This is a genomic window from Methanobrevibacter sp. (assembly GCF_050872065.1).
Taxonomy (GTDB): domain Archaea; phylum Methanobacteriota; class Methanobacteria; order Methanobacteriales; family Methanobacteriaceae; genus Methanocatella.
On sequence record NZ_JBNMGD010000009.1, the window covers coordinates 15,729 to 38,707 of the forward strand.

General features: G+C 31.7%; 20 protein-coding genes. 5 read left to right on the plus strand and 15 right to left on the minus strand.

Features of this window, described 5'->3' with window-relative positions; all coding sequences use genetic code 11:
• Nucleotides 1-14 precede the first annotated feature (14 nt).
• The 4 genes from ACR0P1_RS02275 to ilvD form a co-directional block, all read right to left on the minus strand.
• Nucleotides 15-1,220, minus strand: coding sequence for an NAD(P)/FAD-dependent oxidoreductase (locus ACR0P1_RS02275; RefSeq protein WP_432644785.1), 1,206 nt, complete (start codon nt 1,218-1,220; stop codon nt 15-17).
• A 19-nt stretch (nt 1,221-1,239) separates the two neighbouring features.
• On the minus strand, nt 1,240-2,559 hold the full coding sequence (gene aspS / locus ACR0P1_RS02280) for an aspartate--tRNA(Asn) ligase (RefSeq protein WP_432644786.1): 1,320 nt from the start codon (nt 2,557-2,559) through the stop codon (nt 1,240-1,242).
• 138 nt (nt 2,560-2,697) lie between these two features.
• Nucleotides 2,698-3,975, minus strand: a complete 1,278-nt coding sequence (gene hisD, locus ACR0P1_RS02285; protein ID WP_432644787.1) for a histidinol dehydrogenase — start codon at nt 3,973-3,975, stop codon at nt 2,698-2,700.
• A 7-nt stretch (nt 3,976-3,982) separates the two neighbouring features.
• Nucleotides 3,983-5,632 (minus strand): dihydroxy-acid dehydratase, encoded by a 1,650-nt coding sequence (gene ilvD / locus ACR0P1_RS02290; RefSeq protein WP_432644788.1) that lies wholly within the window; start codon nt 5,630-5,632, stop codon nt 3,983-3,985.
• Nucleotides 5,633-5,758: 126 nt separating this feature from the next.
• Here ilvD and ACR0P1_RS02295 point away from each other — a divergent pair, with 126 nt between their 5' ends.
• Nucleotides 5,759-6,871, plus strand: coding sequence for a radical SAM protein (locus ACR0P1_RS02295; RefSeq protein WP_432644789.1), 1,113 nt, complete (start codon nt 5,759-5,761; stop codon nt 6,869-6,871).
• 180 nt (nt 6,872-7,051) lie between these two features.
• Here ACR0P1_RS02295 and ACR0P1_RS02300 read toward each other — a convergent pair whose 3' ends face one another.
• The 3 genes from ACR0P1_RS02300 to ACR0P1_RS02310 form a co-directional block, all read right to left on the minus strand.
• On the minus strand, nt 7,052-7,669 hold the full coding sequence (locus tag ACR0P1_RS02300; protein ID WP_432644790.1) for an AAA family ATPase: 618 nt from the start codon (nt 7,667-7,669) through the stop codon (nt 7,052-7,054).
• Nucleotides 7,669-8,511, minus strand: coding sequence for a ParA family protein (locus tag ACR0P1_RS02305; protein ID WP_432644791.1), 843 nt, complete (start codon nt 8,509-8,511; stop codon nt 7,669-7,671). The genes ACR0P1_RS02300 and ACR0P1_RS02305 overlap by 1 nt, the downstream gene beginning before the upstream one ends.
• A 409-nt stretch (nt 8,512-8,920) precedes the next feature.
• Nucleotides 8,921-10,222, minus strand: a complete 1,302-nt coding sequence (locus ACR0P1_RS02310) for a TrpB-like pyridoxal phosphate-dependent enzyme (protein ID WP_432644792.1) — start codon at nt 10,220-10,222, stop codon at nt 8,921-8,923.
• Nucleotides 10,223-10,311: 89 nt separating this feature from the next.
• Between ACR0P1_RS02310 and ACR0P1_RS02315 the strand changes: the two genes are divergently transcribed.
• Together ACR0P1_RS02315 and ACR0P1_RS02320 are read left to right on the plus strand one after the other, a co-directional pair.
• Nucleotides 10,312-11,340, plus strand: a complete 1,029-nt coding sequence (locus tag ACR0P1_RS02315; RefSeq protein ID WP_432644793.1) for a DUF1786 domain-containing protein — start codon at nt 10,312-10,314, stop codon at nt 11,338-11,340.
• Nucleotides 11,341-11,345: 5 nt separating this feature from the next.
• Entirely contained in the window at nt 11,346-12,005 is a 660-nt protein-coding gene (locus ACR0P1_RS02320; RefSeq protein WP_432644794.1) for a PHP domain-containing protein, read from the plus strand.
• Between the two features lie 101 nt (nt 12,006-12,106).
• Here the strand turns inward: ACR0P1_RS02320 and ACR0P1_RS02325 are convergent, their stop codons facing one another.
• From ACR0P1_RS02325 to ACR0P1_RS02355, 7 genes are all read right to left on the minus strand, one after another.
• Nucleotides 12,107-13,834: a hypothetical protein gene (locus tag ACR0P1_RS02325; RefSeq protein ID WP_432644795.1), complete on the minus strand. Its 1,728-nt coding sequence runs from the start codon at nt 13,832-13,834 to the stop codon at nt 12,107-12,109.
• A complete protein-coding gene (locus ACR0P1_RS02330; protein ID WP_432644796.1) occupies nt 13,819-14,115 on the minus strand; it encodes a hypothetical protein in 297 nt (98 codons plus the stop codon). Before ACR0P1_RS02330 ends, ACR0P1_RS02325 begins: the two co-directional genes overlap by 16 nt.
• Nucleotides 14,116-14,391: 276 nt before the next feature.
• A complete protein-coding gene (locus tag ACR0P1_RS02335; protein WP_432644797.1) occupies nt 14,392-15,927 on the minus strand; it encodes a 2-isopropylmalate synthase in 1,536 nt (511 codons plus the stop codon).
• A 72-nt stretch (nt 15,928-15,999) separates the two neighbouring features.
• Nucleotides 16,000-17,205, minus strand: a complete 1,206-nt coding sequence (locus ACR0P1_RS02340; RefSeq protein ID WP_432644798.1) for a PQQ-binding-like beta-propeller repeat protein — start codon at nt 17,203-17,205, stop codon at nt 16,000-16,002.
• 10 nt (nt 17,206-17,215) lie between these two features.
• Entirely contained in the window at nt 17,216-18,370 is a 1,155-nt protein-coding gene (locus ACR0P1_RS02345; protein WP_432644799.1) for an ABC transporter permease, read from the minus strand.
• Entirely contained in the window at nt 18,357-19,403 is a 1,047-nt protein-coding gene (locus ACR0P1_RS02350) for an ATP-binding cassette domain-containing protein (RefSeq protein WP_432644800.1), read from the minus strand. The genes ACR0P1_RS02345 and ACR0P1_RS02350 overlap by 14 nt, the downstream gene beginning before the upstream one ends.
• Nucleotides 19,387-19,785 (minus strand): PadR family transcriptional regulator, encoded by a 399-nt coding sequence (locus ACR0P1_RS02355; RefSeq protein WP_432644801.1) that lies wholly within the window; start codon nt 19,783-19,785, stop codon nt 19,387-19,389. The genes ACR0P1_RS02350 and ACR0P1_RS02355 overlap by 17 nt, the downstream gene beginning before the upstream one ends.
• Nucleotides 19,786-19,888: 103 nt before the next feature.
• Here ACR0P1_RS02355 and ACR0P1_RS02360 point away from each other — a divergent pair, with 103 nt between their 5' ends.
• The gene (locus tag ACR0P1_RS02360; protein WP_432644804.1) at nt 19,889-20,569 is read left to right on the plus strand and encodes a sugar phosphate isomerase/epimerase family protein; all 681 of its coding nucleotides are present in this window, start codon (nt 19,889-19,891) and stop codon (nt 20,567-20,569) included.
• 76 nt (nt 20,570-20,645) lie between these two features.
• Here ACR0P1_RS02360 and ACR0P1_RS02365 read toward each other — a convergent pair whose 3' ends face one another.
• The gene (locus ACR0P1_RS02365; RefSeq protein ID WP_432644802.1) at nt 20,646-21,440 is read right to left on the minus strand and encodes an HAD family hydrolase; all 795 of its coding nucleotides are present in this window, start codon (nt 21,438-21,440) and stop codon (nt 20,646-20,648) included.
• Between the two features lie 110 nt (nt 21,441-21,550).
• On the opposite strand from ACR0P1_RS02365, the gene gatA reads away from it, so the two are divergent.
• Nucleotides 21,551-22,921 (plus strand): Asp-tRNA(Asn)/Glu-tRNA(Gln) amidotransferase subunit GatA, encoded by a 1,371-nt coding sequence (gene gatA / locus ACR0P1_RS02370; protein ID WP_432644803.1) that lies wholly within the window; start codon nt 21,551-21,553, stop codon nt 22,919-22,921.
• Nucleotides 22,922-22,979: the final 58 nt, after the last annotated feature.

A 22,979-nucleotide genomic window follows, 5' to 3' on the forward strand; every position in this document is an offset into this window, starting at 1 on the left:
TATAAAGATGAAAATTATTTTTCACTTGCAGACAAACCTGCTAAGTAACCTGTTGAAAAAGCAATTTTTAAATTATAACCACCAGAAGGTCCATGTAAATCTAGAACTTCACCTGCAAAGTATAAATTTTGTATAACAGTTGATTCCATTGTTTTAGGATTAATATTATCCAAATCAATACCCCCAATAGTAACTTTTGCAAGATTCTCATTAAAACCGGTGATTTCCAGAGTAAATCTTTTTAAATTTTCAATCAAGCGGTTTTTGCTTTTCTTATTGATTCTTGATAACTGAACTTCGCCATCAATTTTTATTTCATCTAAGAAGAAATCAATGAATTTATTGGTTAAAAATAGTTTTAAATAATTCTTAATCATTGTTTTTCCTTTAACTTGGAAATCCTGGTTAAATTTTTCATGTAGTTTTTCATTGCTGAAATCTGGACATAAGTCAATAGCTATTTCAAAATTGATATCAGGATTATCATTTTCTAATAAGTTATAACTTATAACTTCTGAGATTTCATTACTTAAGTTCATTACTCCAGGCCCAGTCAAACCAACATGTGAAATTAAAACATCACCCTGAACTTTAATTTTCTTATAACTTATAACAACATCATATAAAGTTACACCTGCAATGCAAGACAAGTCTTTTTTAGTAATCAATGGAGATAATCCATATTTTATCTCTGTTACAGGTTGGCTTGTCAAAGAATAGTTTTTAATACTGCAGCCAGTTTGCGGATATGTTATACCCCCGGTAGTAATAATAATCTTATCAGCTTTTAACTTATCATTTATAACAAAATCATCAGTGATGCTTTTAACTTCGAAGTTATAACTTATAACTATATCTTTTAAGTAATTAATTAGAATATTTAATACATCATTGGATTTTTCCGTTTCGGGAAATATCCTATTATTGTCTTCTTCAATGAAATTTAATCCTTTACTTTCAAAAAAAGAGAGTAGCTTTTCATTTGTAAGTGTATAAAAAGAGTGTTTTAAAAAATTTTTCTGAGGATAGAATTTCAATAGCTTTTTTATTGGCTTAGCATTTGTAATATTGCATCTTCCTCCACCAGTAGTTAGGAGTTTACGACCTAATTTAGGATTTTTTTCAAGCAATATGACACTAGAGGAATTTTGGCTTGCAGCAATTGCAGCCATCATTCCTGCTGGTCCACCACCAATAATAGCTATTTCATATTCTTCCATAATATCTAAAAAAAAGAAATTAAGGGGTTAATCTGTGTCTGTCTCTTGGGAAGAGTACACATTCACGGATGTTTTCAGATCCAGTAAGTACCATAGTTAATCTATCAGCACCTACACCCCAACCAGCATGAGGAGGCATACCATATTCAAATGCTTTAAGATAGCTTCCAAATCCTGCAGGATTTAATCCTCTTTCTTCAATTTGTTTTAAGAGTAAATCATATTGGTGAACACGAGTAGCACCGGAAGATAACTCTAAATTGTTATACATTAAATCGAATGCATGGGAGTATTTTTCATCTCCTTCTTTAGGCATTACATAGAACGGTTTAATAGCAGACGGCCATTCGGTTAAGAAGTAGAATCCACCCATAGTATCACCTAAAGCTTTTTCAGCTTCACGAGATAAGTCTTCTCCCCATTCCATTTCAACTCCACGAGAGTTTACAATGTCAACTGCTTCATCATAAGTTACAACAGGGAATCCACCTTTAGGTACTTCTAATTCATGTTCTAAAACTGCTAATTCGTCAGCGCATTTATCATTAATATCAGTTAATACATTGATGAGCATGTCGTTTAATACTTTCATTACATCAACATCATCCATGAAAGAAGCTTCTGCATCGATGGAAACTGCTTCATTTAAGTGTCTTAAAGTATCATGCTCTTCTGCTCTGAAAATTTGGCCAATTTCAAATACTTTGTCCATTCCAGCACCCATCATCATTTGTTTGTATAATTGAGGGGATTGTCCTAAGAATGCTTCTTTTTCAAAGTAAGTAATTGGGAATAATTCTGTTCCTCCTTCAGTAGCGGATGCTACAAGCTTAGGAGTGTTAATTTCATAAAATCCATTATCATAGAAGTAATTTCTAATAGTATGGAACATTTGACCTTTAATTTTGAAAATAGCTGAAACATTTTCTTTTCTTAAATCAATGAATCTTGAATCTAATCTAGTATCGATTCCAGCTTGAACCTTTTCAGTAGGATCCATTGGTAAAGGTTGATTGGATAAATTTAATACTTTAATTTCTTTAGGAATAATTTCAACACCATTAGGTGCTTTTGGAGCTTCTTGAACTAATCCTCTAACAGCTACAACGGATTCTTTTCTGAATTTTCTAATATCTTCTAATATTTCTGCTTCTACTTTTTTACTTGGAGCGGTTAATTGAACTCTACCAGTAACATCTCTAATGATGACAAAGATGATTCCACCTAAATCACGGATTTCATGAACCCAACCCATGATAGTAACATCATTACCAGCAATTTCTGGGGTAGTTTCTTTAGCGTAATGAGTCCTTCTCCAGTCATTTAATAAACCTTGCAAATTATTCACCTCGGTTATAAAAATAAAATAATGATAAAATTTTCATTATAATTTTAATTTAGATTTAATGTTTTATAAAGATATGTAAAAAATAGATAAAAAAATGAAAATAATAAAATAACTAATAAAATCAGTTATTTAATCATCTCTAAGTCTTGTTTTAAATGAATTTGCATGTGCAAAGAATCCTTCATATTCCGCAATAGGAACAGAAGTTTTAGATAACTGCCTAAGACCCTCTTTAGTGATTCTTTGAACAGTAGGCTTTTTAATAAATGCTTCAGTTGATAATCCTGAATACATTTTAGCCCCTCCACCTGTTGGAAGAACATGGTTAGTTCCAGATCCATAATCACCTGCCGCTACTGGTGAAAAAGAACCTAAGAAAATAGATCCTGCATTTTTAACATGTGATAATGTTTCATCATCATCTTTAGTGGATATGATTAAATGTTCTGGAGCATATTCATTTGTAACATAAATAGCTTCGTCAAGTGTGTTAGTGATAATAATTTTTCCACTTTTAGACAATGATTCCTCAATAATTTCACGTCTTGGAGAAACTTCAGTCAATTGTTTTACAAATTCATCGGTTTTAACAGCTAATTCTCCACTGTCAGTAACCAAAAAGCAAGATGCATTAGGATCATGTTCTGCTTGAGCCAATATATCAGTTGCTAAAAATTCAGGATTTGCAGTTTCATCTGCTAATATTAAGACTTCAGATGGTCCTGCTGGAAATTCAATATCAACTTGTCCATATACTAATTTCTTAGCTGCAGTAACGAATATATTTCCAGGACCTACTATTTTTTCTACTTGAGGAATAGATTCAGTCCCATATGCAAGACCTGCAATAGCTTGTGCTCCACCAACCTTGTATATTTCATCAGCTCCAGCAATATCTGCTGCAACAAGTATCGCATCTAAGATTTTTCCATCTTTTTGTGGAGGTGTGACACATACAACCTTTTCAACACCTGCAATTTTAGCAGGAATAACAGTCATTAAAATTGATGAAGGATAAGCTGCTCTTCCACCTGGAATATAACAACCTACAGAATTGATTGGCCTTACAATTTGGCCTGCAACAATCCCAGGATTAACTTCAATTTCCCATTCTTCTGGAATTTGCCTTTTATGAAATTTCTCAATGTTAGCAGCTGCCTGTTTTAAAGCAACAAGTAACTCATCATCTAAGGTATCATAAGCTTCTTTAATTTCATCTTCAGACACTCTTAAATCATCTATTGTAACTCCATCAAATTTTTCAGTATACTCACGAATCGCTTTATCTTGATTATTTTTAACATTGTCTAAGATATCAGAAACAATGTCTAAAACTTTATTTACATCTTCTTCTGATCTTTTGATAGTTTCAGCTAAATCAATATCAGAATATTTCAATATTTCCATTTTAAAACTACCTTAAAATTGCACCTGTATCAGCAGAGTGAACTAATTTTTGATATATTCTCAACCACCCATCTAATTCTTTTTCTGGGTGTTCTACTGATTTTAATCTCTCTTCAATTTCCTCGTCTGAAAGTTCTACATTAATAGATCTATTCATAATATCAATTTCAATAATATCTCCATTTTGAATAGCTGCAATAGGACCATTTTCCATAGCTTCAGGAGATACATGTCCAATACATGGACCTCTTGTTCCACCAGAGAACCTTCCATCAGTTATTAAACCTACATCCTTAATATTCATACCTGCGAGAGCTGAAGTTGGATTTAACATTTCTCTCATACCAGGACCTCCTTTTGGCCCTTCGTATCTAATTACAACAATGTCTCCCTCTTCGATTTCATGGTCAAAGATTGCTTTTGTTACGTCTTCTTCACAATCATATACCTTTGCAGGTCCTTTAAGATGCATTAAGTGCTCTGCAACCGCACCTTTTTTAACAACACTTCCATTAGGTGCGAGATTACCTTTTAAAATTGCAATTCCCCCATCTTCATGGACAGGATTATCTAAAGTATGAATAACATTAGTGTTTTTGTTTTCAATGTTTTCTAAATTCTCTTTAATTGTTTTTCCAGTGACTGTTAATTGACTAGTATCAATTTTATCACCTAATGTTTTCAATACTGCTTGAATACCTCCAGCCAAGTGTAAATCCATCATTGAATCTTCACCAGCAGGAGAAATAAGAGCAATATGGGGCACATTTCTTGAAATTTTATCAAATAATTCTAAATCAACAGTTAAACCTTTCACTTCACTTGCAAGAGCAGGAATATGAAGAGCAGTATTAGAAGATCCTCCTAATGCCATATCTACTGCAATAGCATTATTGAAAGACTCTTGAGTTAATATATCTGATGGCTTAATATCTTCTTCTACCAGTTTAATAATTTGTTTACCAGATTCAAAAGCAATTTGATTATTCTCTTCGGTTCTTGCATGAGTAGTCGCACAAGATGGAAGAGATAAACCTAATGTTTCAGTTATACAAGCCATTGTATTTGCAGTAAATAGTCCAGAACAGCTTCCAGCACCAGGACAAGCACATTTTTCAAGTTCATATACTTCTTCTTCAGATATTTTACCTGCAGAATGAGCACCGACAGCTTCAAAAACAGTTATCAAATCGGCACTTTTACCTTTATATTCACCAGAAGCCATTGGTCCACCAGTTACGACAATAGATGGGACATCTACTCTAGCTGCACCCATAATCATTCCTGGAACTACCTTATCACAACTTGGAATCAAAACAAGTCCATCAAAAGCATGTCCTTTTGTCATACTTTCAACAGTAGCTGCAATTAGTTCTCTTGAAGGAAGAGAATATTTCATTCCTTCGTGATTCATACTGATTCCATCACAAATTGCCATTGTATCAAATTCAAATGGAATACCACCAGCAGCAATAATACCTTCTTTTACGAATTCAACAAGTTCCCTTAAATGGATATGACCTGGAACAATGTCAGTAAAACTATTCGCAATACCAATGAACGGTTTTTTAAAATCATCATCATCAAGACCACAAGCTCTTAAAAGAGACCTGTGTGGTGCTCTCTGAATTCCTTTTTTTACACTATCACTTTTCATTTAATCACACATAAGTTTTAATCATTAATATATATTTAATTAATAACTTTTAAAATATTATGTAAAATAAACATCTCTTTAAATAGGAATAATTTATAACTAATTAAATAAAATATATTGATTACTATGCCAACACTAGAAAAGATGAAAATCTTAGCCGATTCTGCCCAATATGACCTATGTGATTATGTCAGTCACCATAAAAGTTCACAAATAAATTTACCAGGGATTTATGAAGCAATAGGTCATAATGGATGTAAAATTCCTCTATTTAAAACACTCAGGTCAAATAAATGTAAAAATGATTGTAAATATTGTATTAATCAATCAAAAAGGAACTTTACACGATTAGAACTATCACCTGAAGAACTTGCAAAAGCTTTTCTTGGATATTACAATAGAAGATTGGTTAACGGTTTGTTTTTAAGTTCAGGTATCTCAGATGATGTAGATTCTACTATGGAAAAACAAATAGAAACCATAAGCCTACTTAGAAAAAAATTTGGTTATGACGATTATATTCATCTTAAAATCATACCTGGAGCAAGCAAGGATTCTATTAAAAGAGCAATGGCACTAGCTAATAGAGTCAGTATCAATATTGAAGCTGCTACACCTTCAGGTCTTGCAGAACTATCATCAACAAAAGATTATAATAAAGATATATTGAAGAGATTATCCTGGATAAATTCTCTACAACATAAAAGTACAACATATCCAAATTCTACCCATACAACACAATTAATTATTGGAGCAAACAACGAAACTGATAAAGAAATACTAAGTAGAATGGAGAAAATATACAAAAAATCAGATTTAAAAAGAACATATTTTTCAGCATTTACTCCAATAGAAGATACAGAATTTAAAAATAAAGAAGCATGCTCAACAGATAGGACAGCTAAGTTGTATAATGCAGATAGTTTGATTAATACTTATCATTATAATGTTAAGGAATTGATATTTGATGAAAATGATAAGTTATCTCTTACACAAGATCCAAAGATTTTAGCTGCAAAAAACATGAATATATTTCCAGTAGAAATAAATAGTGCACCTGTCAGGGAGCTTATTAGAGTTCCAGGAATCGGAGTGAAATCTGCACATAAAATTGTATCTATTAGAAAAATAAAACCATTCTCCAATAAAGAACAGCTTCGAAAATTAGGGGTTGTAGTTGATAGAGCAGAGCCATACATTAAGATCAAGGGAGAATATCAAACTATTTTTAATTTTTAAAGTTTTTATTGATTAATTCCATTATTAAAAAGATTTAATTAAAAATAAATGAGTCTAAAAATAGTATAATAATAGATAAAATTTTCTCATAATATAATTTTAATAAAATATACTCAGTATTAATTCAAATGTAAATAGAATAAATAAAATATACTAAGTATGATTTTACATGAAAAATAATTAATACTCGTCAAATAATGCCCATATTTCAGGGTATTTTTTAGCAACAGCTTCTTCAATTAAGCTAGAAGCTTCTTTTGAAATACTAAACTCAGGTTCAGTTTTTCTTAAATATCTGAAAACAGCCGAAGATCTTGAAGACCATAAAGTAATCCTAGGATTTTTATCAACGATTTCTTTAACTTCATCTACATGTTCCTGAATTATTTCCAGTTGTGCGGGTGCACTTTCAGTACTTTGTACACTATATACTACTTCAGATTCTTCTTCAGTATCCACTTGGACTTCTTCTTCAGTCTCTTCCTCAATGGAATCAATAGAATCTTCTTGATTATTGTTTTCTTCTTCTATCTGTTCGAATATATTTGTTTTAGTTTCATTATCATCAGAAACTTCAACAGATTCTTCGTCTTCAGAATTTTCATCCTCTTCAGAGATAGTATCAATCTCATCAAAAGATTCTTCTTTAGGAACAACATCTTCTTCTTTAACATCATCACTGGTTTCAGCTTCATTCATCAAATCCTCAAGAGATTTAGTGGAATTACTATCAAAATCTTCATTATAAAAATCTGGAATTAAGGAATCCAAACCTTTACCAAGTCCTTTCTTAGCCATTATTTACCCCCAGCAACTTCAGAATTTTTTTTAATTCTATCCATATTAGTTTTAGCTATATTTAATTGAACATTTTCATCTCTTTGAATGATTTCATCTGCCAATTTTAAATAAGCTTTAGTACCAGTACTATCTGGATCATAGATTAAACAAGGTTTACCGAAACTAGGAGCTTCAGCCAATCTTATATTTCTTGGAATGATTGTTTTAAAGAGTAAATTTGTTCCGCCGAAATAGCTTTTAAGTTCATTATGAACATCTTTACTAAGTCTAGTTCTTTTATCAAATAGAGTGAGGAGAATTCCTTTTATTGGAGTTGGACTTCTAAGTCTTTTTTCAACTAATCTAATTGTATTAATCAAATCAGCCACTCCTTCAAGGGCATAATATTCAGCTTGGATAGGTATTAAAACACTATCTGAAGCTACTAATGCATTGACAGTTATGACACCTAAGGAAGGAGGTAAATCAATGAAAATGTAATCAAATAATGGTACAACATCTTTAAGAGTTTCCTGTAAAACAATATGGTAATTTTCACGCCTGGAAAGCTCCATACCTGCCCCACTAAGAGATATATTACTCGGGATAATAAACAAATTTTTAATAAACGTAGGAATTGTCGCTTTTTTAACACTAATATCCCCTATAAGAGCATCATATATTGTATTTTCTAATTTAGTTTTATCAATCCCAAAACTAGTTGTAGCATTAGCTTGAGGATCCATATCTACTACTAAAACAGATTTTCCCATTACTGCTAGAGATGTTGCAGTATTAACAACAGTAGTTGTCTTACCACAACCCCCCTTTTGATTCATCACTGCAATTATCTCACTCATTTAAAGAATTCTCCTATTTGTGATAAGTTTTAAGTTAGAAGTTATTACTAATAACTTAAAAATTAAAGGGTTTAAAGAATAACTGTTAAGTTATTCAGTATAAGTTAAAAGAATTAAGTTATATCTTTTCAGGTAAAACTTAAAAGGAATAACTTATTAGTTTTAACTTCTAAGGGATAAGGATTAAGTTTTAAGTTAAAACGTCTAAGTTATAAAAAATAAGTTTTAAGAGATAACTTATCATAACTAACTTTTAACAAATAAGTTATATTTTATAACTTCTATCTTATAAAGTATTTGTTTTCACAAATAAGTTATTAGTTATTTGTTAACAGTTATAAGTTATAACCTGAATAAAATGATAAGTTATAACTTATAATAGTAAAAAAATTTAAAAAAAGAAAAGAAATTATTTAGAATTAGACATATTGCCCTCGAAATAACTTCTGTATCCTTTTAAATCCAACATTCCATGTCCTGAGAAGTTCATGACAATAGTTTTTTCTTCTCCTGTTTGTTTACATTTCAATGCTTCATCAATAGCAACTTTAATAGCATGAGTTGTCTCAGGAGCTGGCAATATACCTTCATTACGGGCAAATGTAATTCCAGCCTCAAATACATCTCTTTGATGAGCAGATCTAGGCTCGATATAACCCTCTTTAGTTAAAAGGGAGACTTGTGGAGACATACCATGGTATCTCAATCCACCAGCGTGTACTGAAGGTGCAACAAAATCATGACCTAAAGTAAACATTTTAAGTAATGGAGTGAATCCATTTACATCACCAAAATCATATTCATAACTTCCTTTAGTCAATGTAGGACAAGCACTTGGTTCAACAGCAATAAATTGAGTATCAGATTTGCCATTAATCTTATCTTTAATAAATGGGAAGAATGATCCTGCAAGGTTACTTCCACCACCTGCACAAGCAATCATAACATCCGGCTCTTCACCAGCAATCTCTAATTGCTTTTTCAATTCCTGACCTATGATAGTTTGATGTAACATTACATGATTTAATACGCTTCCTAAAGTATATTTCACGTTATCATTATCTAAAGCTTCTTCCATAGCTTCAGAAATAGCTACACCTAAAGATCCAGGGTGATCTGGATTTTTAGCTAGAATTTCACGGCCAATTTTAGTATTTTCACTTGGAGATGCAAATACATTACCATTATAGATATTCATGATGTTTTTTCTATCGGGTTTTTGCTTGAATGATACCTTAACCATATACACTGTACACTCTAAATCAAGTAAATTACATGCAAGAGACAGAGCAGTACCCCATTGGCCGGCACCTGTTTCAGTGGTTAATCTTTCAATACCTTCTTTTTTAGCGAAATATGCCTGAGGAATTGCAGAATTCAACTTATGAGAACCCGTAGGGGAAGTATCTTCACGTTTATAATAGATTTTTGCAGGAGTGCCCAAGTATTCCTCAAGTTTTGTTGCTCTAAATAAAGGAGATGGCCTTCCCATTTGCATGTAGAGCTTTCTAACTTCATTTGGAATTTTAATGTAACGTTCCGTTGAGAATTCTTGCTCTAAACCGGCCTTTGTAAATGCCTTTTGAAGAGAAGTGATTTGATCTTTTCCCTCACTATTTTTAGGCATTGGAAGTTCAACAGGCAAATCAGCGTTAATATTGTACCATTCCTTTGGCACTTCATTTGAATTTAATGTAATTTTGTAATCCATAATAATAGTTGTACATTGTACTATTTAAACCTTTACTGTACTAAAATGTACACTTTAATTATTAATAATATAAAAAACAATAAAAAATCATGAGAATTTTAGCTATTGATATTGGGACAGGAACACAAGACATAATGATTTATAATACCGAAAAAGAACTAGAAAACTCCATTAAACTAGTTTTACCATCCCCTCATTTACTTATCTCCCAACAAATAAGAGAAATAGAAAATGACATTTACTTCGAAGGAGAAATAATGGGTGGAGGAAAAATAAAAAATACTATTCTAGAACACATTGACAAAGGATACAATGTAGTAATGGAACCAATATGCGCTAAAACAATTCGTGATAACCTAGAACAAGTGGAATCATTTGGAATCGAAATAACTGATGAATCAAAAGATTACAATGATTATACAAAAATCAAAATGGGCGATATAGACCTAACTAAATTATCCGAATTTTTACTAGGATATGATTTAGAATTTGATTTTGATAAAATCGCAATTGCAGTCCAAGACCACGGATACAATGAAAATATGGGCGATAGGGACTTTAGATTTGAAAAAATAAGAGAAAAAATATCAAAACCAATATCCCCATTGGAATTTGGATTTACCGATGATTTACCTGAATATTATACAAGAATGAACGCTGTTAGAAGAATTGTTAAAAGTGAAGGAATAGACGAAATCCCATTAGTGATGGATACAAAATTCGCTTCAATCGCTGGAATGTGCTTTGACGAACTTGCTGAAAAATTAAACAGTTATATTGTAATTGATATAGGAAACGGACATACAACAGCGGCAAGTATAGAAAACGGTAAAATTCAAGGTGTTTTTGAACATCACACATCCAGTTTGACCGGGGAATCACTTGAAAGGTATATTAAAAGACTTGCAGAAGGTACAATCACAAACAAAGAAGTTTACGAAGATCATGGTCATGGAGCCCATGTTTTAAATCCAATATCCAAAATAGAAAAAGTAATTGTAAGTGGACCAAAAAGAGAACTCATTGAAAAAACAAATCTTGACTGGCATCATGCAGCTCCAGGTGGAGACGTAATGATGACCGGTACCGTCGGTTTAATAAAAACAATATTAGGTTGATAAAAATGCTAAAAATGGATTCACATATTCATAGTGAATATTCACATGACTCCAATTCAAAAATTGAGGATATCTTAAAAAAAGCAAAAAAAGAAAATATAGACATCATAGCCATATCCGATCATAATACAGTAGATGGAACCAGCGAAGTTTTAAAAAAAACTAGAAATACAGATATACTTGCTATTCCATCTATAGAAATTTCTTCAACACAAGGTCATATTCTTGGTTTTGGGTGCGAGGAAAAGATACCTAAAGACTTATCACCTCAAGAAACAATAGACAGAATCCATGATTTAGGTGGTCTTGCAATTATCCCCCATCCTTACTGCTTCTATAGACACGGACTATTTTGTGAAGATGACAATGAAAATTTAAAAATTGATGCAATTGAAATAAAAAATGCAAGATTCATTGTTGGATATTGTAATTCCAAAGCAAAAAAATTGTCAATTAAAAAAAATATACCCCCATTAGGTGCAAGTGACTCCCATTACTGGAAATTTGTTGGGGATTGCTATAGTCTAATCGACTGTGAAAAAGATATTGACAGCATTCTAAAAGCTATTGTGAAGGGAAAAGTCAAAGCATGCGGCAAAGGTACTTCAAACATTTTACTTGCCAAATACCTATTCGAAAAAAATATCTTAAAAAAAATTAAATAAAAAACCGACACATCACTATTTAAAATCTTTTTATTTTATAAAAAAAGAAAAGAAAAAATTAATTCTCTAAAAGAATTATCTCTTTTAGAAAACTAATTCTTTTAATATTTACGTTTTCTAAATGGTACTAAAATCATCAATAAGCAAGCTAACAAGACAACCAAAGTATTTCCTGTAGCCAAATCAGTATTAACAATTCCACCATTATTAATTGATTTACTTGTACTTATTTCGTTTACTTTATCTGATTTGTCAGTATTGTTTACCTTATCTGAGTCATCAGTATTGTTTACTTTATCTGAGTTATCAGTGTTGTTTGTGTTATTAGTGTCGTTTGTTTTATTTTCAGTGACATTCACATTATTAATATTAGTCACATTATGAACCTGGTTGGATCCAGCAATTGTCTCTAAAGCAAAAACACCTTTATTAGTAGTATTGAAAACAATAGTGAAATTAACTGATTCCTTAGGAATTAAATTACCATTATAAACAAACCTATTACCGTTTCTAGTCCAATTATCACCAGTGAAATGATCATAAGTAAGACCATTTGGTATATTTAATATAACAAATACATCAGTTACATTATTTTTAGGTCTAGGATTAGTAACAGTGACTGTGAAACTAATTTGATCACCTGGAGAAACAATAGAATTCACCGGATCTACAACCAATGTAAGATTACTCTCAATAAAAATTGAACCACTATTATTCACATTACCAGTTCCTGAATAAATAGCACCATCCCTAAGAGAAGAAGTATCATTAATAAAAGTTGAATTAACAGTATTCACATTCCCCTGATTAGAATAAATAGCACCACCATAAACAATAGCAATAGTATCCACAAAAGAAGAATTAGCAACATTCACATCCCCAATATAAGAATAAATAGCACCACCATACTTAGCAGAGTTATTCACAAAAGAGGAATTAGTAACATTCACATTCCCCCCATTATAATGAAAATGAATAGCACCACCCTTACCAGTAGCAGAGTTATTCACAAAATGAGAACCAACAACATTCAAATCCCCATTATTAGAAGAAATAGCACCACCACCATAACTAGCAGAGTTATTCACAAAATGAGAACCAACAACATTCACAAGCCCACTATAAGTACAAATAGCACCACCATCACCAGTAGCAGAGTTATTCACAAAAGAGGAATTAGTAACATTCACATTCACCCCATTATTAGAATAAATAGCAGCACCATCACCAGTAGCAGAGTTATTCACAAAATGAGAACCAACAACATTCACATTAGGAGAAGAAATAGCACCACCATAATCAGCAGAGTTATTCACAAAATGAGAACCAACAACATTCACAAGCCCACTATAAGAATAAATAACACCACCATAATACTTAGCAGAGTTATTCACAAAATGAGAACCAACAACATTCAAATCCCCAATATCAGAATAAATAACACCACCATACTTAGCAGAGTTATTCACAAAATGAGAACCAACAACATTCAAATCCCCATTAGGAGAATAAATAGCACCACCATCATATGCTTGGCAGTTTTCAAAGCTAGAATTTATTATATTCGCGCCTTGACTAGTGTGTATTGCGCCTCCATTATCATCTGTTTTTGCGTTTTTAAATGTTATTCCTTGTATAGTTACATTTGAACCAATTATGTTAAATATTCTATTAGTGTTTTCACCATCGAAAATAACACCAGAACCAGTACCTATAATCATTAAATTACTTTGTGAAATTGTTAAATTAACATTGTTTGTACCGTTGTAGATTCCAGGTAAAATGTAAATTGAATCACCATCAGCTGAACTACCTAACGCTGATGACAAATCTTGTATGGATTAGTACTTGAACCATCTCCACCAGTACTTGCATTAGCATCTACATATATTGCATTTCCAGAACCACTTCTCAAAGATGGAACATCATTACTTACTATAGAAGGAGAATCTAAAACTGTATCTTCATTTACACTATCATCTATTGATATTGAATCAGTAGAATTACTGATTAACTCACTTATTTCACTGTCGTTTGCTGAAACAGCACCTACAGACAAAAATGCTAACAAAACAAGAATCAAAATTTTACAATATTTATTAAAAAACATGACCTCATCCCATTATTTTTCTAATCGTTCGACATACTCTAAAAAAAACTTTTTATTAAAAATTAATAAATATATTAAAAAAAAAACAATTTTCAATAAAAAGAAAAAAAATAACATTATATTATTGAAATATATTTTTTTATGATAATACATAAGTGAAAAATAATATATATTAATTTCCCTTATACAACAATCACCAAAAAAACTCAAAAAAATCAATAGGAAATATTCGAAATCAAAAAATTAGGATATATTAAAAATAATAAAAAAAGAAAATTATAAACTTGACCTTTTAATTAACAATAATTTATTAATTGAATCTAAAACGGCCAATATACTTGCCATCACAGTATCCTGACTGGTTGAACGTCCAGTTGACTTATTACCATCTGAATCCGAACTTATAACAAACACTTCAGCTAATGCATCAGTACCACCAGTAATAGCTTCTAGATTATATTCTTCTAATTCAATATCCATCGTATCTTGAATTAACTCACGAATAGCATTTAAAGCTGCATCAACAGGCCCAACACCAGTACTTGCAGTTTCCTTTTCAACACCATCAATTTCTAATTTAACGGTAGCTGTAGGAGAAACATTAGCATCCATTGAAATACTCAACCCTTTAATAACAATTGGAGTTTCACGTGCTGAAGAAAGTTCAGTAATAGCAATAGCTATTAAATCATCATCTGTAACACATTTACCACTATCACCTAATGATTTAATATTATTGAATACCTTATCAAACTGTTTTTCATCTAAATCAATGTGATGTTCTTTTAATTTAGCTTTAACTGCATTAGCACCAGTATGTTTGCCTAAAACAATTCTTCTTGAGTGACCAACCATTTCAGGAGACATCGGCTCATAAGTAGAAGCATTATTTAAAATTCCATGAACATGAATTCCGGATTCATGAGCAAATGCATTATCTCCAACAATCGGTTTATTGACAGGCATTTTAACCCCTGTTAAACGACCAACCAAATTAGATAAACTGTATAATCTAGTAGTATCTAATCCTAAATCAATTTTATAAGCAGATTTAAGGGCCATTACTAATTCTTCCAATGAACAATTACCAGTTCTCTCACCTAGCCCATTAATTGTTACATGAGCCTGATTAGCTCCACATTCTATAGCAGTTAATGTATTAGCAGTGGCAAGTCCAAAATCATTATGGAAGTGTACACTAATAGGAACTTTAAAATTATTTTTAATATCAGTGATTAATTCACGAGTACTAATAGGAGTCAAAATTCCTACAGTATCTGGAATATCTAAAAAATCCGCTCCAGCATCAATAACCTCATCGAATATTCTAAATAGATAGTCTCTTTCCGTTCTTGTTGCATCTTCAGCTGAAAATTCAACAGTTAAACCATGATCTTTTGCATATTCAACAGAGGATACGGCTGATTGAATTATATCTTCCTTAGATTTTTTAAGTTTATAATCACGGTGTAATGGGGAAGTACCAATAAATGTATGAATATACTCTAAATCAGCATCAATGACCGCATCAATATCATTAGACAATGAACGAGCCAAACCAACCAATGTTGAATCTAATTCTTTACCTTTAATTCTTTTTGCTGATTCCATTTCCCCCGGAGATGAAGCTGGAAAGCCAACTTCAATCTTATCCACACCCAAATTGTTAAGTTTTTGTGCAATTTGAATTTTTTCATCAACTGTTAGAGAAACGCCTGGAGTTTGTTCACCATCCCTCAATGTAGTATCAAAGATATAAATTTTATCAGCGAGATTCATATTTTCTTTTTTTAAAATTTCGATATTTTGCATTAATGCTAACCCCTATTGATTAAAAGGTTTAAGATTTAATATTTATAAATTTTTCATAAAGAAAGATAGAAATCATTTTCTACCTTTAACTTTACGAACAACAACAATAGTTACAATAATAACTACTATTAAAACAGCAATGGAAAGATACATCTGTGTTGAGCCTGGTACTTCATATTTATCAATGTTTAAAGAGTAAATATTACCTGAATCATCACCAAAAATTAAACTATTCCCATTAATGACCGGTGAAGATGTAATAGCTGTATTAAACAAAACTGTTCCAGGATTATAAGTGAATTCCTCACCACCAGTATATTTATTTAAGACATACAGATTACCATTACAGGATCCGAATACAACTAAATCGTCTTTAATTGCAGGAGTTGTTTGAATTTCGCCACCAACAGAATGGCTCCACTTTATTGTACCGTCACGATTATCCAAACAGGTTAAGTTACCTTCATCGGAACCTATAAAAATATTATTATCATGTTCATCAATGGTAGGTGAGGATATGACTTTATTATTTAAATCAACCTTCCAATTTAAAGCACCATCAGATTCATTCAAACAATAAACGTTACCGTCGTTTGAACCAAAAACAATTGTATCATTAATGAAACTAGGTGAGGACAATACCTCATCACCTGTGGTGAATTCCCAATTTTTATCCTTGTCTGTTCCAATACTATAGAATTTGCAATTTGTAGATCCTATATAAATTGTATCATCGACTACAATTGGAGATGATTTAAGCTCACCATCCAATTTCTTATTGAATACAACTTTTCCATTATCCTCATCAAGCCCATATAAATGACCATCATTGCTTCCAAAGTAAACTACATCTTTATAAATAACTGGAGTGGATTCAACATTATCACAATCATAATCCCATATTTCCTTATGATTATTCAAATTAATCGCCTTAATACCATCTTCAGTTCCAATGAATAATTTATTTGAATTAATTACTGGAGATGAATTAGTTTTAGCTCCAAGATCCATATCCCAGTCTTCTTCACCAGTTTCCATATCAATAGCTTTTAAAATACCCTGTGTAGAAACTACATAAAGAAAATCTTTATAAATCGCAGGTGAAGAATGGACAGGAGATTCCATGTTGAAAGTCCAAAGATTGGTTACAAAATCTGGGCTTTCTTCCCTGAATGCATTGTGATCAACTCCACCACCAAACGAATTCCAATTTTCAGCAGCAATTGGAGAAACAAATAAAATACAAACAATAATACCTACTAATAACTTTTTATACATCATAAACCTCCTATACATCCCTATTAAATCTTTTTACACCAATTATAAAGAACAATACTGTAAATCCTAAAAGAACAGCCAAATCCAACCACACATCACCTAAAGTTTGACCTTTAAGCATAATTCCCCTCATTGCATCATTTAAATAAGTCAATGGGAATACATATGCAATTTTTTGTAAAATCCATGGCATTGTTTCAATTGGATAAAATACACCGGATACAAACATCATAGGCATTGAAAACGGCATGACCAATTGAGTGTAGTCCTCTTGAGTAGCTGTTCTTGCAGACAACATCATTCCGAATCCAACAAAACACAATGCTCCAATTACAAGGACAATGAATGTTTGAAGTATGCCACCTTTAATACTGACATGGAAAAGCAATACCGCCATGGCAATTAATATCAATGCTCTCACTAATTCAATTAAAAGCTTAGCAGAAATTTTACCACCAATTACAGTTGAAACAGAAGTCGGAGTCATGAACAATCTTGCAAGTTCACCTGTTTCACGTTCACCGGCAATTGTTGCGCCCATCCCCATCATACAACTCATCATTACAGTCATACCTAAAATTGCAGGAACTAAAAAGTCAATATACTTGATATTCCCATAAATTCTGTTAATGTGTAAGCTAATATCATCTTTGAAGTTATTGAGTGAATATGATATTGATGGAGTGATGTTAGCATCTTTATTTTCAACACTGGTCTGAGAAGCCACCATATTTGATAATCTATTGAATATAACTTGTGTTGATGAATCTAAAGCTTGAGACGCCATTTGATCAGAAGAATCCAAATACAAAGTAACCGATTTTTGCTGTCCTGAATCATCATCATAATCCGATGGCAGGATAATAGCTGCCTTGACTTCACCAGAGTCAACACGCTCTTTACCCTCATCCAAATCATCTATAACCTCAACAACCTTATAAGTCTCAGTTGTTTTAATTGTATCTAATGTTAAATCTGTTAAATCTCCATGACTTTGAGAAACAACAACAATTGGTAAATCTGTCATTTCTCCACCCATCCCATAACCAAAAAGTAAAATCATGATTATAGGAAATGCGATTATAGAAACCAATCTTCCAGGATGTCTTTTAAGGCTGAGTAATTCCTTTTTAATCATCCACCAAAATTTTCTAAACTCTATCATTTCCATCCACCTCAGCGGTTGATTTGATAAACACGTCTTCAAGTGAAGGTTCTTCTGTATAAATAGATTTTATTACTCCACCAAAAGAATTAATATCATTTAAAACATTTTGAACAGCCATATCATCATAACTATCAATTCTTAAATTAATACGACCATTACGAGCAATTTCAATACTTTTTACACTACCAGATGATTTGATTGCCTCAATAATTTTTTCATTCTGATTTTTTAAAAGAATAGACATTTTTCTCAAGGCAAGATTTTCAATATCTTCTTTAGTGGAAGTTGATACCTTGGTTTCATCTGAAATCTTTCCTAAAGCTTCCATCATTTCTTTTTTGTTAGCTTCTAAAAGAGAATCCTTAAGACCTTGAGGAGTATCATAAGCCACAAGATTACCTGTATTAATAATTCCAACATTATCACAAAGCATATCAACCTCATGCATGTCATGTGAACATAGAATTATTGTATGGCCATCATCGTTTAAATCACGAATCAAATCCCATAGTGTACGTTTGGTGGTAGGGTCAAGACCAATAGTAGGTTCATCTAAAAACAAAATATCCGGTCTGTGAACTAAACTGGCAACAAGAGATGCTTTTTGTTTTTGACCACCGGAAAGCTGGCCTACACGTTTATCCTTAGCATATTTAATGTCCACCAATTCCATTAAATCCTCAATACGAGAATCTCTCTCATCAGATGGAATTCCATAATAATCTGCACACATCTGTGAATTTTCCATAACTGTCAAATCCTTGTATAAACTAACTTGCTGAGGAACCATACCCAAAAGATTTCTAACCTCATCAGGATTTTTTTCTACATCATATCCCCCAACGATAGCCTGACCTGAAGTTGGCTGTATTAAACAAGTAAGCATTTTAATTGTTGTTGTTTTTCCAGCTCCATTCGGACCCAACATTCCAAAAATACTCTTATCTGGAATCTCTAAATTAAGAGAGTTAACTGCAGTGAAGTTTCCGTAAACCTTAGTAAGATTTCTAGTTTCAATTGCATTTTTCATTAATTTCAACCCCCATATCACTATAAAAATCTATCCATGCTGGATTATTGGACATAAGACCAATGAAACAACGGAGTTTATCTAAAATTAATAATCCATTATCAGTAATGGAGTAATATTTAACTCTTTTATTGTTTTCATTAATGTCCCATTCTCCAACTATAAGCAGGTTATCTTCCATTTCCCTCAAAATGGGATAGATTTTACTTGACTTATTTTTAATTTCAAAATCAATATCTCTAAAATCAAAAAACTCATCTAATCTCTTCATTATCCCATAGCCGTGGATCTTTTCTTTCGAAATAATCCAAAGGACTATATTACGAACCAAGCCATTAGAATAATGTTTAATTAACTTATCATCAATTTCTTTATCCGCCATATTTCACCATATGTAAAAATTTGATATATGTAAACATTTATTATATGATAAAAACTCATATATAAGTAATATGAAGATAGGTTTCACAACTCTCGCACTGTTTATGGAAGACAACAACAAAATAATAGAAATTGCAAAACAACATGGCTTTGAAATAATTGAGATTCTCGGGGAAGATCCTTTCTTTATAAAGGACAATGGAGAATTTAAAGATTGTGGAATAGACATTAGAATCCATGCTGCAACGGTAGACATTAATATTGCGAGTTTAAACAAAGGAATAAGAAATGAAAGCGTGAAGCAGATGATTCAATGTGGTCAATATGCAGAAAGCATTAATGCAAACACCATAACAATCCATCCAGGAATAATTGGACGTAATGAGCCACGCCTCAGAAAACATGCCCTTGAACTCGCAGCTGAAAGCATTGGTCAAATTATGGACAATACTAATGTTGAGGTTTCCGTTGAGAATATGCCAGTTCGAGGCAAATTCCTTGCAAATAAAGTTGAAGAAATCGAGATGATTCAAGAAGAAACAGGATGTAGCTTGACAATTGATACAGGACATGGAAACACATGTGGAAACCTGAAAGAGATGTTAAGTCTAAAGAACATAAGCTACTGTCATTTAAATGATAATAACGGAGTTAAAGACCAGCATATCACATTAGGTGAAGGTACACTTGATTTAAACTTACTTAAGAAGATAGATACCGCAATCATCGAGTTAAATAACTTTAACAATGTTTTAAAGAGCAAAAAAGTCATTGATAATCTATAAACATTATTTTTTTATAAGTTATTAGTTATAACTTATAAGTTATGAAGTATAAGTTAAAACACTAAAAAAATAATAATCAAAAATCAATCGAGGTGACTTCAAAAATATCCCTAATGACATAATCTGTTTTATCCATCATTTTAGGAGATACTTCTTCCTCTTGTTCTATAGTTAATACACTAACATCCGCATTTTTAAAAGCCAGTAAATCATTAATTCCATCTCCAACCATCATGACTTTATATCCTCCCTCTTTTAAAATAGATATAATTTCACATTTGCCTCTTGTTGAAACGGTTCCAAAGGCATTTTCTAGCGGAATATCAAGCATATTTGCCAATCTATCAATAGCTCCTTTTCTATCACCTGAAGCAATGAATATTTCGATTCCACGTGATTTTAAAGTTTCAACAGTTTCAAAAACTTTAGGGAAAAGTTTACCAGCAGATGTTATAGTGTATGCAATAGCACCTGAATCCATATCAACAATTAATGCAGAACCATTGCACAATTCCATCATCGGAACCTTCTCATTTAAAATACCAAAACCATCTGTAATATCGGATATGGTAGCTGATGTTTCATTATCAATTATTTGTTTAACTTCAGCTTTAGAAACAGAATTTGTTGAAAAACTAATATCAAAATCAATGCCATACTCTTTAATAACATCAGAAATTAAGGTATTTTGGTCCAATTTCAATAATTTATTTGTATTAAATTGAAGTACAACTAACGCCAATGCATCAGCTGCATCAATTAGTTCCAATGAATTAATGTCAGTAAATAAATTACCATTTAAAACATCTTTAATAACTCTATACCTTTCTATTAATGTTCCTGAGTTATCAAATACAACAGCTTTTTTCATGATTAATTATAGATAAAAAATAATATTTAAAATTATTTAAAAAAAACAAGTTTATAAACATTAAAAAATAAAATAATAATATTATAAATTACGATTATTCAGGTGTTTTAATGAATGTTATTGAAAAGTTAAACTCCATTAAAAGTGGTGAAATAACAGCTAAAGAAAATGTTGAAAGCTTCATTAAGATTATTGATGAAAATAATGAAAGCATTAATGCATTTATTGAATTAAACTATGAAAATGCATTAAAACAAGCAGAAGCTATTGACACAAAAATAGCTAACGGAGAAGATGTTGGTGCTTTAGCTGGATTAGTATTTGGTATTAAAGCAAACATCAATGTTGAAGATTTGATTATTTCAGCAGCTTCAAAAACTTTAGAAGACTATATTGGAAGTTACAATGCAACTGTTGTTAATGAAATTTTAGATGAAGATGGAATCATCATCGGAATACTCAATATGGATGAATTTGCAGCAGGAAGTTCAACTGAAACTTCATATTACGGACCTACACAAAACCCTGCAGCTATGGGTAGAATTCCTGGAGGTTCATCTGGAGGATGTGCAGCTGCAATTGCAGGTGAAATGTGTGATATTTCAATTGGATCAGATACCGGTGGATCTATTAGAAACCCAGCATCCCATTGTGGTGTAGTTGGATTTAAACCAACTTATGGTGCAGTTTCAAGACAAGGATTACTTGACTTATCTATGAGTCTAGATCAAATTGGACCTCTTTCAAATGATGTAAGTGGTATTGCACTTGCATTGAACACTATTGCAAAATACGATGAAACTGAATGTACCACATTAAACTGGGATAAACCAGACTTTACAAGCGTACTAGATGACACTAGCTTAGAAGGCATGAAAATTGCAGTATGTAAAGAATTCATCGATGTAACTGATGATGAAATTAACAAAACTGTAAACCAAGCTATAAATAAATTAGTTGAAGCTGGTGCTGAACTTGTAGAAGTAAGCTTTGATTATATTGACTTATGCTTACCAACATATTACTTAATTAACTATGTAGAATTCTTCTCTGCAACAAGAAAATACGATGGAAGAAAATACGGTTCTAGAATCGAAGAAGTATGTGGAGACGAAGTACTTAGAAGAATCAAAATAGGTTCACATATTGCAGAAGCTGAATTTAGTGGTAAATACTACAAACAAGCATTAAAAGCAAGATCTGTAATCAGATCTGAAATCACCTCAATGCTTGAAAATGTAGACTTAATTGTAGGACCAACCGTACCTAAACTTCCTCACGAAATTGGAGCTGAACTAGACCCAATGGAAATGTATGCTTACGATGTTTTAACTGTAATAGCTAACTTAGCAGGTATTCCAGCAGCAAGCATACCAGCAGGTGAAGTTGATGGTATTCCAGTAGGATTACAATTACAAGCTAAACCATTGGATGACTTAAAAATTATTAAAGCAATGAGTGTTTTCGAAAACACTCAATAAACTCTTTTTTAAGTTATAATGAAAAGAAATAAAATATTTTAATTATAGAATACATAAA

Excerpts from the sequence above, each read along its gene's own strand:
- ACR0P1_RS02275 (WP_432644785.1), bottom strand. The coding sequence starts at position 1,220 with ATGGAAGAATATGAAATAGCTATTATTGGTGGTGGACCAGCAGGAATG.
- hisD (WP_432644787.1), bottom strand. The coding sequence starts at position 3,975 with ATGGAAATATTGAAATATTCTGATATTGATTTAGCTGAAACTATCAAA.
- ilvD (WP_432644788.1), bottom strand. The coding sequence starts at position 5,632 with ATGAAAAGTGATAGTGTAAAAAAAGGAATTCAGAGAGCACCACACAGG.
- ACR0P1_RS02295 (WP_432644789.1), top strand. The coding sequence starts at position 5,759 with ATGCCAACACTAGAAAAGATGAAAATCTTAGCCGATTCTGCCCAATAT.
- ACR0P1_RS02300 (WP_432644790.1), bottom strand. The coding sequence starts at position 7,669 with ATGGCTAAGAAAGGACTTGGTAAAGGTTTGGATTCCTTAATTCCAGAT.
- ACR0P1_RS02305 (WP_432644791.1), bottom strand. The coding sequence starts at position 8,511 with ATGAGTGAGATAATTGCAGTGATGAATCAAAAGGGGGGTTGTGGTAAG.
- ACR0P1_RS02310 (WP_432644792.1), bottom strand. The coding sequence starts at position 10,222 with ATGGATTACAAAATTACATTAAATTCAAATGAAGTGCCAAAGGAATGG.
- ACR0P1_RS02315 (WP_432644793.1), top strand. The coding sequence starts at position 10,312 with ATGAGAATTTTAGCTATTGATATTGGGACAGGAACACAAGACATAATG.
- ACR0P1_RS02320 (WP_432644794.1), top strand. The coding sequence starts at position 11,346 with ATGCTAAAAATGGATTCACATATTCATAGTGAATATTCACATGACTCC.
- ACR0P1_RS02330 (WP_432644796.1), bottom strand. The coding sequence starts at position 14,115 with ATGTTTTTTAATAAATATTGTAAAATTTTGATTCTTGTTTTGTTAGCA.
- ACR0P1_RS02335 (WP_432644797.1), bottom strand. The coding sequence starts at position 15,927 with ATGCAAAATATCGAAATTTTAAAAAAAGAAAATATGAATCTCGCTGAT.
- ACR0P1_RS02340 (WP_432644798.1), bottom strand. The coding sequence starts at position 17,205 with ATGTATAAAAAGTTATTAGTAGGTATTATTGTTTGTATTTTATTTGTT.
- ACR0P1_RS02345 (WP_432644799.1), bottom strand. The coding sequence starts at position 18,370 with ATGATAGAGTTTAGAAAATTTTGGTGGATGATTAAAAAGGAATTACTC.
- ACR0P1_RS02350 (WP_432644800.1), bottom strand. The coding sequence starts at position 19,403 with ATGAAAAATGCAATTGAAACTAGAAATCTTACTAAGGTTTACGGAAAC.
- ACR0P1_RS02355 (WP_432644801.1), bottom strand. The coding sequence starts at position 19,785 with ATGGCGGATAAAGAAATTGATGATAAGTTAATTAAACATTATTCTAAT.
- ACR0P1_RS02360 (WP_432644804.1), top strand. The coding sequence starts at position 19,889 with ATGGAAGACAACAACAAAATAATAGAAATTGCAAAACAACATGGCTTT.
- ACR0P1_RS02365 (WP_432644802.1), bottom strand. The coding sequence starts at position 21,440 with ATGAAAAAAGCTGTTGTATTTGATAACTCAGGAACATTAATAGAAAGG.
- gatA (WP_432644803.1), top strand. The coding sequence starts at position 21,551 with ATGAATGTTATTGAAAAGTTAAACTCCATTAAAAGTGGTGAAATAACA.